The organism is Pseudomonas sp. GW822-FHT03F08 (assembly GCF_058801265.1).
The window spans coordinates 278262-290886 of sequence record NZ_JBXANC010000005.1; the positions used below are offsets into that span (position 1 = coordinate 278262).

Consider the following 12625-nt stretch of genomic DNA (forward strand, 5'->3'; position numbering starts at 1 on the left):
TAAATTTCGTTGCCAATCACTCGTTCTTTCCAGATAGCAATGGCCCCTGCGCCAGTACCTCGACGGCGAACCTGACTGAGATGGCAATGACAAAACCACGTTCGAAAAAGGCTCTTTTCATTGGCCTGCCAGTGGCCCTGGCGATCAGTGCCGCAGCAGGCTTCGCAGCCTGGGATTACTGGCTCAACGACAACCCCGGCTATCCGGCCAAGGTGATGGACCAGGCCCGCGAGATGCACCAGCACCTGCTGTCGTTCGACAGCCACATCACCGTCCTCCAGGACTTCGGTACCCACGGCAATGAAGCCGACAAGGACGGGCCCGGGCAATTCGACCTGATCAAGGCCAATCGCGGGCAATTGTCCGGTGCGGCGCTGACGATTTTCGGCTGGCCAGAGCTGTGGAACGGCGCCAATGCGCCGCACAAGCCGACGGCGGGTTTCGTTGAAGAGGCGCGCAACCAGCAGGAGATCCGCTACAAGATCATCTCCGGCATGGTCCGCGACTTCCCCAATCAGGTCGGGATCGCCTACACGCCCGATGATTTCCGGCGCCTGCACGGCGAAGGCAAGTTCGCGATTTTCATCAGCATGCTCAACGCCTACCCGCTGGGACACGACCTGAACCTGCTGGACCTGTGGACGGCGCGCGGCATGCGCATGTTCGGCTTCAGCTACATCGGCAACAACGATTGGGCCGACTCGTCCCGGCCACTGCCGTTCTTCAATGATTCGCCGGATGCGCTCGATGGCCTCTCCGACATCGGCAAGCAAGCGGTCAAGCGCCTCAACGATCTGGGCGTGATCATCGACGTGTCGCAGATGTCGACCAAAGCCCTGGAGCAAGTCGCACAACTGAGCCGCACGCCGATGGTGGCCTCGCACTCGGCGCCACGGGCGATGGTCGACATCCCCCGCAACCTCAGCGACAAAGAACTGCAACTGATCAAGAACAGCGGCGGCGTGGTGCAGGTGGTGGGCTTCTCGCAGTACCTGCGCCCGCTGACCCAGACCACCCAGGACAAACTCAACGAACTGCGCAAGAGCTTTGACCTGCCGCCACTGCCCAATCTCGCGATGGCGCTGATGCCGGGCGACCCGATCATCGCCGCGTGGCCCGAGGCCAAGTTCGGCCAGTACGCCAGCCGCCTCTACGCGATCCTCGATGAAGAACCCAAAGCCACGCTCAAGGACTACGGCGACGCCATCGATTACACCGTGCGCAAGATCGGCATCGACCATGTCGGCATCAGCTCCGACTTCAACGAAGGCGGCGGCGTCAAAGGCTGGGAGAACGTCGGCGACATCCCCAACGTCACCGCCGAACTGATTTCGCGCGGCTACTCCCAAGCCGACATCGCCAAGCTCTGGGGCGGCAACTTCCTGCGGGTCTGGGATCAGGTGCAGAAAGCCGCCCGACCTGCGCTGATTTCACAGCAGGACAAGATCAAGCCATGAGTGATCGTCGTACGTTTCTCAAGCAGGCGGGAATTCTCGCCGCCGGCCTGCCGCTGGCCTCGGGCATCGTCCAGGGCGCCAGCCCCGCCAGCACCGCGAACGTTGCGCCAGCAGCGCCGGCACAGGACAAGTGGGCGCAATTGCGCACGCTGTTCGAGCAGGATCCGGACTGCCTGCACTTCTCCAACTTCCTGATCACCTCGCACCCCAAACCGGTGCGTGACGCCATCGCCCAGCACCGCGCCGCCCTCGACAAGAATCCGGGACTGGCGATGGACTGGGACCTGGGCGTGATCGAGCAGCGCGAGGAAGAAGTGCGGGTCTGGGCCGGGCGCTATCTGCAAGCCGACGCCAGACAGATCGCCCTGACCGGCAGCACCACCGAGGGCCTGGCGATGATTTACGGCGGCGCCCATGTGCGTGCCGATCAGGAAATCCTCACCACTCAACACGAACACTACGCCACCCACACCATCCTCGCGCTGCGCACACAGCGTGAAGGCACCAAGGTGCGCAAGATCCGTCTGTTCAAGGATCCGCACACGGTGACCAAGGCCGAAATCCTCGCGGCCATCGACAGCAACATCCGCCCCGAAACCCGCGTGCTTGGCATGTGCTGGGTGCATTCGGGCAGCGGCGTGAAACTGCCGATCGCCGAAATCGGCGCGTTGGTCGACAAGCACAACAAGGGCCGTTCGGACGACAACCGGATCATTTATCTGGTGGATGGCGTACACGGCTTCGGCGTCGACGACCTGAGCTTCCCGGCGATGAACTGCGACTTCTTTATCGCCGGCACCCACAAGTGGATGTTCGGCCCGCGCGGTACCGGCATCGTCTGCAGCCGTTTCGATCAGGTCAGGTACGTCACGCCGATCATTCCGACCTTCTCCGAAGCCACCGCGTTTTCCACCACCATGACCCCCGGTGGCTATCACGCCTTCGAGCATCGCTGGGCCTTGAACGAAGCGTTCAAATTGCACCTGCAACTGGGCAAGGCCGACGTCCAGGCACGCATTCACGCCTTGAACAGCTACCTGAAAAAACGCCTGCAGGAACACCCGCAGATCGAACTGGTCACGCCGCTGAGCCCCGAACTGTCCGCCGGCTTCACCTTCTTCCGGATCAAGGGCAAGGACTGCGACAAGATCGCCGCCTACCTGATGCAGAACAAGGTGATCGCCGATGCCGTCGACCGCGACGTCGGCCCGGTCATTCGCAGCGCGCCGGGCCTGCTGAACAACGAACAAGAAATCGACCGCTTCATGACCGTGCTCGTCAGCCAGATCTGAGCACCGCGAACTCCTTTTTAACCTGTTATCGAGAGAAATGATGAACAGTGAGCTACGTAGTTTTTCCATCAAGTCGCTCCCCGCGCTGACCCTGGCCGCCCTGCTCGCCAGCCTGTTGCCGGGGCTGGCGCAGGCGGCTGAACCACTGCAGCCGGGCAAGGTGTTCAAAGACTGCAAGGACTGCCCGGAAATGGTCGTGCTGCCCACCGGCACGTTCACCATGGGCACCCCGGAAGACGAAGTCGGCCGCGAACCGGACGAAGGCCCGATGCACCCGGTGACGTTCGCCAAACCGCTGGCCATCAGCCGCTTCCAGGTCCTTCGGGGCCAGTGGGACGCCTACCTCAAGGACACCGGTTATCAGATGCCCGACGGTGATGATCGCGAGGGCCGCGCGTGCAAGGCCGGGATTCCGGATTACGCGGGCAGCGACCCGCGCAAGCAGTACACCGACAGGCATCCGGCCGTGTGCATGGACTTCGCCGAGGTCAACGCGTACGTGGCGTGGCTCTCGAAAAAGACCGGCAAACAATACCGTCTGGTCAGTGAGTCTCTGCGCGAATACGCCGCGCGTGCCGGCAGCACCGGACCCTTCCCGTTCCCGTTCGATGAGGGCAAGGAATACAGCATCGCCAAACACGCCAACACCTACGGCGCGGCCGATGGCTACAACTTCACCGCACCGGCCGGCAGCTTTCCGGCCAACGCCTTCGGCGTCTATGACATGCACGGCAACGTCTACGAATGGACGGCCGACTGCTACAACGAAAACTACGTCGGTGCCCCGAGTGACGGCAGCGCGTGGCGGAGCGGCGACTGCACCATCCAGCGCATCCGCGGCAATGACTGGGGCGAAGCGCCGGTGTTCTCGCGTTCCGGCAACCGCAACGCGGTCTACCCCAAAGTGCGGGGCGACTGGCTGGGCTTTCGTGTAGCCCGCGACCTCTGATCCACCCCGGCGTCGACCATCGGGTCGACGCCCTCCCGGTTTTTCTCGAATCATCGCCCCCAGCGGCCTCCAAAAGCGGAATCCCCCCATGACCACTAAATCCCGTGGCGCCATCAGCGAAGTTCTCAGTCTGCTCAAGCCCTATTGGCTGGTGGTCATGATCTCGATCATGCTCGGCATGGTCGGTGGCCTCAGCGTCACGGCGTTGCTGGCGACCATTAATGACGCCCTGAACGCCAATGGCAGCCCGTCGCTGGGCGTGCTCGCCAGTTTCGCCGGGCTCTGTGCACTGGCACTGTTGAGCTCGATCCTGTCCGACATCGGCACCAACCATGTCGGCCAGCACATCATTGCCGGACTGCGAAAATCCCTTGGCGAAAAAGTCCTGCTGGCGCCGATCGAACAGATCGAACGCTTCCGTAGCCATCGCCTGATCCCGGTGCTGACCCACGACGTCGACACCGTCAGCGACTTCGCGTTTTCCTTCGCGCCGCTGGCCATCGCCTTCACCGTCACCCTCGGTTGCCTGGGTTACCTGGCCTACCTCTCGGTGCCGATGTTCGCGCTGCTGCTGGTGGCGATCATCATCGGCACCGTCGTGCAGTACGTCGCCCGGGCCAAAGGCATCAAGGGTTTCGAAGCCGCCCGTGAAGCCGAAGACGAACTGCAAAAGCACTACAGCGCCATCGCGGCCGGTGCCAAGGAACTGCGCATCCATCGCCCACGCCGTCAGCGCATGTTCAGCCAGCGCATCGAAGGCACCGCCGATTACATCTGCAACACCCACATCCGTTCGATCAACACCTTCGTGGTCGCCAAGACGTTTGGCTCGATGCTGTTCTTCGTCGTAATCGGGCTGGCACTCGCCCTGCAATCCTTCTGGCTGGGCACCGACAAAGCGGTGCTCAGCGGTTTCGTGCTGGTGCTGCTGTACATGAAAGGCCCGCTGGAATACCTGGTGACCACCCTGCCGGTGGTCAGTCGCGCCAACATCGCCTTCAAACGCATTGCCGATCTGGCGGAACAGTTTTCCTCCCCGGAACCCCACCTGCTGCTGAGCGACACCGCCAGCGCCAAACCGGTGGTCGAGCATCTGGAACTGCGTGACGTTCACTACGCCTTTGCCGCCGTGGACAACAACAAACCATTCACCCTCGGCCCGGTCAATCTGTCGATCCGTCAGGGTGAAATCGTGTTCATCGTCGGCGAGAACGGCGGCGGTAAAACCACCCTGATCAAATTGCTGTTGGGGCTGTATGCGCCAAAGGGCGGGGAAATCCTGCTCAACGGTGCGCCTGTGGTGGCCGAGAACCGTGACGATTACCGTCAGTTGTTCACCACGATTTTTGCCGACTACTACCTGTTCGACGAACTGGTGCAAGGCGATCAACAAGTGCCCGAGGACGCCAACCGCTACCTCGAACGCCTGGAGATTTCGCACAAGGTCAGCATTCGCGATGGCGCGTTCAGCACTACCGACCTGTCCACCGGCCAGCGCAAGCGTCTGGCCCTGCTCAACGCGTGGCTGGAGGAACGTCCGGTGCTGGTGTTCGACGAGTGGGCGGCCGATCAGGACCCAGTGTTCCGGCGGATTTTCTACACCGAGCTGCTGCCAGAACTCAAATACCTGGGCAAGACCATCATCGTGATCTCCCACGACGACCGTTATTTCGACGTCGCCGACCAACTGGTGCGCATGCAAGGCGGTCAGGTCATCAGCGAAAAAGCCCCGGCAGCCGTCTGCTGAGCCGGGCCCGCCCCTGTCGAGTGTTAAGAGAAAGCCATGAACGAACTTCTTGATGATGACCTGCTGGCGCTGCTGTTGGCCGATGCCGACGCCGTCGAGCCAGACCCGGTCGCCACCCGCCGCGCACGCCTCGATCGGGCGCCGCTGTCGTACGCCCAGCAGCGCCTGTGGCTGGTGCAGCAACAGGCACCGGCGAATGCCGCCTACAACTTGCCGCGCGCCCTGCGCCTGGACGGTGACCTCGATCCGCAGGCGCTGGAAACCGCGCTCAACGCGGTGATCGATCGCCACGACATCCTGCGCACTGCCTTTCGCGAAATCGACGGCGTGCCGACCCAGGTGGTCGAGCGCCAGACACGCCTGAACCTCAAGCGCCAGGACCTTTCCTCGCTGGATGAGGACACCCGTCGCCTGCACCTGGAACAACGCCTGCAAACCCAGGCCCTGCAACCGTTCGACCTGAGCCACGCACCGCTGATCCGCACCACCCTGGTCAAGACCGCCGAGCGTGAACATGTGTTGCTGCTGAACATGCACCACATCGTGTCCGACGCCTGGTCCAACGCAATCCTCATGCAGGATCTGGCGCGCGCCTACGCGCAGGCCAGCGCCGGCCTCAGCCCGGTACTGAGCGAGTTGCCGATCCAGTACAGCGACTACGCGCAGTGGCAACGCAGCGAGTACCTCGACGGTGTGGCCTGCAAGCGCGCCGACCATTACTGGCGTCAGTACCTGGGTCGCGAACTGCCGGTGCTTGAGCTGCCGGTCGATCATGCCCGCGCCGAAGGCCAGCAACACCTGGCCGGGCGTCATTCTCTGAGCCTTGAGCCCACAGCGCTGCAAGCCCTCAACCGTTTCTGCCAGCACGAGGGCCTGACCCCGTTCGTATTGGCGATGGGCGCCTGGCAACTGCTGCTCGGCCGCTACAGCCAGCAGCGCGAATTCACCGTCGGCGTGCCCAACGCCAGCCGCAACCGCAGTGACAGCCAGGAACTGGTGGGCTTTTTTGTCAGCAGTCAGGTGTACAAGGCGACGCTCGACGGCCAGCAACCAGCGCGGGATTTTCTCCAAGCCTTGCGCGCGCACTCGCTGGCGACGCTGGAACACGCCGATTACCCGCTGGAGTTGTTGTTCGATCAACTGCAACGCGGCAGTGCGACATCGCTCAATCCGCTGTTCCAGGTGTTGTTCAACTGGCGCACGGGCGGCGGCGAGTCGGCGGCCGTGGAATGGGGCGGGCTGAACCTGCAATTTCTCGATGCCGGCGAAAGCCAGGCCAAGTTCGACCTGTCGCTGGACATCGACTTCAGCCCGCAGAACCTGCAAGCCACCTTCGAATACAGCCGCGACCTCTACACCCCCGCCACCATCGAGCGCATGGCCCGGCACTGGCAGCAATTGCTGCTGCAACTGATCGCCCGCCCCGACCTGCGCCTGGACGAATTGCAATTGCTTGATGCCGAAGAGCATCGGCAGACCCTCGCCGAATGGAACCCGCAGCAGACCCGAATCGCCCCGTCGCTGTGCCTGCACCAGTTGATCGAAGCGCAGGTCGCCCGCAATGGCGCCGCCATCGCCCTGACCTTCGGCGAACAACAGGTCAGTTACGCCGAGCTCAACCGCCAGGCCAACCGTCTGGCCCACCGTTTGATCGCCAACGGTGTCGGCCCGGACGTGCTGGTGGGCATCGCTGCCGAGCGCTCGCCGCAGATGCTGATCGGCCTGCTGGCGATTCTCAAGGCCGGCGGCGCCTATGTGCCACTGGACCCGGCCTACCCGGCTGATCGCCTGGCTTACATGATCGAGGACAGCCGCATCGACTGGGTCCTGACCCAGTCCCATCTGCGTGAACAATTGCCATTGCCGGCCCACGTGCGCTGCGTGCTGCTCGACGACGCCACGAACCTGAGCGACGCCGCCGAGCACAACCCCGACGTGGCCGTGCAGCCGGACAATCTGGCGTACGTGATCTATACCTCCGGTTCGACCGGCAAACCCAAGGGCGCCCTGCTCGCGCATCACAACGTCGTACGTCTGTTCGAAGCCACCACTGGTTGGTTCGGCTTCGATCAGAACGATGTCTGGAGCCTGTTCCATTCCTATGCCTTCGACTTCTCGGTCTGGGAGATTTTTGGCGCGCTGCTGTACGGCGGTCGCCTGGTGATCGTGCCCCACGCCGTCAGCCGTTCGCCGCAAGACGTCTACACGCTGCTCTGCGAGGAAAATGTCAGCGTGCTGAACCAGACGCCGTCGGCGTTCAAACAGCTGATGAAAGTCGCCTGCGAAGCCGACCAGCCGTTGACCCAGCAACTGCGCTACGTGATTTTCGGCGGTGAGGCGATCGAGGTGAAAAGCCTGCGCCCCTGGTTCGAACGCTTCGGCGATCAGGCCCCGCAACTGATCAACATGTACGGCATCACCGAAACCACGGTTCACGTCACCTACCGGCCGCTGTCGCTGGGCGACCTGAATATCGAGTCCGCCAGCCCCATCGGCGTGCCGATTGCCGACCTGTCCTGGTACCTGCTGGATGAAGGCCTCAACCCGGTCGCCAAAGGCTGCACCGGCGAGCTGTACATCGGTCGTGCCGGGCTGGCCCGGGGTTACCTGAACCGCACCGACCTGACCGCCACGCGCTTCATCCCCGACCCGTTCGACAGCGTTCCGGGTGGGCGCCTGTACCGTACCGGCGACCTCGCGAAGTACTGCAACGACGGCAGCATCGAATACGTCGGGCGGATTGACCATCAGGTAAAAATCCGTGGTTTCCGTATTGAACTGGGCGAGATCGAGGCGCGTCTGCTCGATCAGCCGCAGGTGCAGGATTGCGCGGTGCTCACCCACGACGGCCCGAGCGGCCTGCAATTGGTGGCCTACGTCATCGCTGCGGACTCGTCGGAGTTGCGCGACACCCTGATCACCGCACTGCGTGCGCAATTGCCCGATTACATGGTGCCTGCGCACCTGTTGTTCCTTGAGCGTTTCCCGCTGAACGCCAACGGCAAACTCGACCGCAAGGCCCTGCCGGAGCCGGATGCCAGCCTCTGGCAACGAACCTACGTGGCGCCGGGCAATCCGCTGGAAGAAGCGCTGGCCAGTCTTTGGCAGCAGTCGTTGAACATCGAGCGCGTGGGGATCACCGACAACTTCTTCGAGTTGGGCGGCCATTCGATTCTCGCGATCCAGTTGATCGCCCAGCTCAAGGCGCAGCTCGACATCGAAGTGCGCCTGCAAGAGCTGCTGGCCCACCCGACCATCGCCGAACTGTCCGCTTTCGTCGCCCGCCAGCATTTCGCAACCGCGCAGTGTGTGGTCGAACTCAACAACGCACCGGCCGACGCACCGGCACTGTTCTGCCTGCACCCCAGCGGCGGTATCGTGTTCTGCTATCAGCCACTGGCCAAACGCTTGAACAACCGGGCGAAAGTCTACGGCGTGATGCATCGCGGCTTCTCGCAGCAACACAACGACGCGCAAACCTGGTCGGAGATGATCGCCGACTACAGCCGTGAAATCGTCGACACCCAGCCGCAGGGGCCTTATCACCTGATGGGCTGGTCGCTGGGTGGTCCGCTGGCCATGGACGTGGCCGCGACACTGGAGTCTCAGGGTCATGAAGTGGCGTTTCTGGGACTGGTCGACGGTACCGTGCCGGCTTCGGCCTTCCCTGCCGACCTGCCACGCTTCCAGCGACCGGATGACGAAGCGCTCGGCGTCACCTCGGAAGAAGTGCTCGACGCCGTGCACTACTTCAACCTGCTGTTCCCGACCCTGGCACTGCGCACCACCGCCTACCTGCAAACGTCGCCGCATGGCAGCGTCAAAGACTTCTATGACTGGGCGGCCGGTCAGGTCGAGCCGGGGCAAGGTGACTTGCTGGCCACCGTGCAGAACATCAAGAGTGAAGTCATGAATGCCCAGGCGTTCTCGGTGCATGAGCGTCTGGTGGAAGCCTTCGACGCCTTTACCTTCAAGCCACTGCGGGTCAAACCGAGTTGCTGGTGGGCGGTGCCTGAAAAGACGGCTGAAGAACTGTCCTTCAGCCAGGCGTTGATCCAGCGCTACAGCCTGTCGGGCGAACTGAACTGCTCGCTGCTGTCACCACTGGAACACCGCAGCATGATCTTCCAGGATGAATTGCTCGAACCCCTGATCGATACGTTCCTGAGTAACAGTCGAGTGCGCTGAGCCCTCTGCGCAAGACCCAAAAACCCCGTCAATCCTTGATTGACGGGGTTTTTCTTTGGGCGCTTTTTCAGGCATCCGTCGCTGAAGCCAGGCGCCGTCGATTTCTTCCGGGCAATAAAAAACCCGGCCTGCAATGGCAGACCGGGTTCGGGTATTACCGATGGATCAGAACTGCGGCTTGTACGTCACGCTGAACATCACGTTACGCGGGTCGCCGTAGTAGCTGTTGCTGTTGATCTGGGCGAAGGCCGGAATGATGTAGCGCTTGTCGAACATGTTGTTCAGGTTGACGGCCAGGTTGACCTCGTCGGTAGCCTGGTAGGCAACGCGCGAACCCCAGATGGCAAACCCCGGCAGATCGAAGCTGCGGTCGAAGCTGACCGTGCTGCTCTGGGCATTCACGCCGGCACCGACGCTGACCTTGTGGAAATCACCCGGCAGGGTGTAGTCGCCCCACAGGCGGAACATGTGCATCGGCGTACCGGTGGCGAAACGCTTGCCCTTGAGGTCGGTGTCTTCGAGGAACTTGGTGGTGTTGTAGGTATAGCCGCTGGAGATCTGCATGCCATCGAACAGTTCACCGGCGATTTCCGCTTCCAGACCCTGGCTGCGAACCTTGCCCGACGCCGTCGAGCAGTACCAGCCGTTGCAGGCTTCCGGCCCTTCGATGTCGGTGGTCAGGTCAGACACGGCGCGGTTTTTCTGGATGTAGCGGAACAACGCCAGGGACGTGTTGAAGCGGCCATCCATCAGCTCGCCCTTGATACCCAGCTCGTAGTTGGTGCCTTCGATCGGCTTGAGCGCGGTCTTCTCTTTGGTCAGCTGGGTTTGCGGAATGAACACTTCGGCAACGCTGCCGTAGGCCGACCACTGTTCGTTGAGCGCATACACCATGCCGACGTAAGGCGTTACACGGCCGGTGCTCTTGATCGAGTTCTTCTCGCCGCCTTCCTGCAGTTCGCGGGCGAAGTAGTTGTCCTGGTCGAAGGAGAAGTCATACCAGCTGGTACGCGCGCCGAGGATCAGGGTCAGCGGATCGGTCAGGTTGATTCTGTAACTGCCGTAGAGGCCTTTCTGGCGAACATCGTAGGTGCTCACGGCCAGGTTGGCGTTGTCGGCGATCATGTCGAACGACTGCTGCGGACGGTTGTGATCGATGTCGAAAATGTCTACGCCCGGCGTGAACTGACGCGCGTATTTGTCATCGCTGGTGAACTTGGAGTAGTTGGCACCCACGGTCAGGCCTTGCTTGAAGCCGAAGCCTTCAAACTGACCGTCGAGGTAGATGTCGAACGCACGGTTCTTGTTGGCGAAGTCAGTCGAGTAATCGGAGAAACGCGGGCCGGTGCTGCCGCCCACCGGAACCACGCCGGCAACGAACTGATAAGTAGCCTCGTTGGACTCGTTCATGGCGATGGCCGAGGCCTTGATTTTCCAGCTGTCGTTGAAGTGGTGTTCAAGGTCGGCGTACACCGCGGTCTGGTCGTTCATCGAACGGTTCCAGGTTGCACCGGTGTAGGTCGAGCGCGGCAGGTTGATGTTGCTCGCGTCGGCGTAGCGCGGCAGGCCCAGCAGGTATGGACGGCCGTGGCTCTTCTTGTTGCTGAAACCGATGCCGAGCACGGTGTCTTCGTCCAGATCAAAATCCAGGGCGCCGTACACGGTCTGTTCCCAGTTCCAGGCGTAGTCGGTGAACGAGTGGTCTTTTTCATAGTTGACCACTGCACGACCACGGATGGTGCCGGCATCGTTCAGCGGGCCACCGACGTCAGCCTGGGAGCCATAACGATCCCAACTGCCCGCCTTGGCAGTGAGGGTCACGGTCGGTTCGGCCTGGCCGCGTTTGCGCACCATGTTGATCGCGCCGCCCGGGCTGTTCGCGCCTTGCAGCAGGCCGGCCGCGCCACGGATCACTTCCATGCGGTCGTAGATCGCCATGTTTTCGGTGATGTAGCTGCCCAGCGCATACACGTTGCGCGGGATCGGCACGCCGTCGTACTGGATCGCTTCGATGTCGAAACCACGGGAGTAAATGAAGATGCCCGGGCCTGGCGACTTCAGCGCGGTCAGGCCGGTGGTGGCTTCGACGGCCTGGGTCAGGTTGCTGATGTTCTGGTCATCCATGCGCTTGCGGGTCAGGACGCTGACCGACTGCGGGATGTCCTTGAGTTTCTGCTGGCCCTTGCCGATGGTCACGGCACCGGTGGTATAGGAATTGGTGCCTTCGGTGGTGGTGCCCAGCGCGGTGGCGTTGATCGTGGTGGCACCCAGTTCCAGACCTTTGGCGCTGCCACTGCGCACCAGCATCAGGGTGTTGCCTTCCACGGTGAAACGCACATCGGTGCCGCGCAGGAGCTGGCCGATGGCCGACTCCGGGGTCATGTTGCCTTTGACTGCAAAGCTCTTGAGGCCCGCCAGATCATCGGCGCTGTAGATGACCTGCATGTTGCTCTGCTCGCCAAACGCTTGCAGCGCCTGTGGCAGGGACTGTGCCGCGATATTGAAGGCTTTGTCTTCGGCCTGGACCTGAGCACTGAGCGGCAGCAGGCACGCCATGCCCATCCCCGCCAGTACAGAGCGCGAGCGCAACGTTCGGGAAATCACCAGGGCCTTGAACAGGGGTTTCAATTCGTGAATTGCGGACATTGTGCTCTCTATTATTGGTCGAAGTGGAAAAGCCTGCGGGCCGCCGAGCGCCCCTCGAAATGCACACCCGCGTGCCGGGATCGTTCAATCATGTGAATCGATCGACTGGCCCCTCCCCGGGCAGCAGTCGCCCGCGCAGTGGCGCGAGCCGGTCATGGGTTGCGTAAGAAATCCGTTTGTTGCCGCGTGAAAACCTGACTGAAAAGGCCCTTTTTCGAGTCATTTCACGCGCTTACGTTAGTAAGACGGAGCAGACCGGAAAAACCGGAATGCGTTTGTTTATCATTTGTGAAATAAATTAAAAAAAACCGTCGCACTGAGGCGACGGTTTTTCCTGGGCGGACAG

The 12625-nt window shown here is 62.0% G+C and carries 6 protein-coding genes; 5 read left to right on the top strand and 1 reads right to left on the bottom strand.

Annotation, left to right across the window (positions count from 1 at the left end):
• Positions 1–86 precede the first annotated feature (86 nt).
• The 5 genes from pvdM to AC1RME_RS14910 all read left to right on the top strand — a co-directional run bounded on the left by pvdM (position 87) and on the right by AC1RME_RS14910 (position 9633).
• Positions 87–1457: a pyoverdine-tailoring dipeptidase-like protein PvdM gene (gene pvdM / locus AC1RME_RS14890; RefSeq protein ID WP_096821158.1), complete on the top strand. Its 1371-nt coding sequence runs from the start codon at positions 87–89 to the stop codon at positions 1455–1457.
• Positions 1454–2749: a pyoverdine-tailoring periplasmic protein PvdN gene (pvdN, locus tag AC1RME_RS14895; protein WP_493091522.1), complete on the top strand. Its 1296-nt coding sequence runs from the start codon at positions 1454–1456 to the stop codon at positions 2747–2749. The genes pvdM and pvdN overlap by 4 nt, the downstream gene beginning before the upstream one ends.
• A 40-nt stretch (positions 2750–2789) precedes the next feature.
• Positions 2790–3698 (top strand): dihydropyoverdine dehydrogenase, encoded by a 909-nt coding sequence (pvdO, locus tag AC1RME_RS14900; protein ID WP_096821156.1) that lies wholly within the window; start codon positions 2790–2792, stop codon positions 3696–3698.
• Positions 3699–3786: 88 nt separating this feature from the next.
• Positions 3787–5445, top strand: a complete 1659-nt coding sequence (locus tag AC1RME_RS14905) for a cyclic peptide export ABC transporter (RefSeq protein WP_085732444.1) — start codon at positions 3787–3789, stop codon at positions 5443–5445.
• Positions 5446–5481: 36 nt separating this feature from the next.
• The gene (locus tag AC1RME_RS14910; protein ID WP_096821155.1) at positions 5482–9633 is read left to right on the top strand and encodes a non-ribosomal peptide synthetase; all 4152 of its coding nucleotides are present in this window, start codon (positions 5482–5484) and stop codon (positions 9631–9633) included.
• 165 nt (positions 9634–9798) lie between these two features.
• On the opposite strand, the gene AC1RME_RS14915 is transcribed toward AC1RME_RS14910, so the two are convergent.
• Entirely contained in the window at positions 9799–12279 is a 2481-nt protein-coding gene (locus AC1RME_RS14915; protein WP_096821154.1) for a TonB-dependent siderophore receptor, read from the bottom strand.
• Positions 12280–12625: the final 346 nt, after the last annotated feature.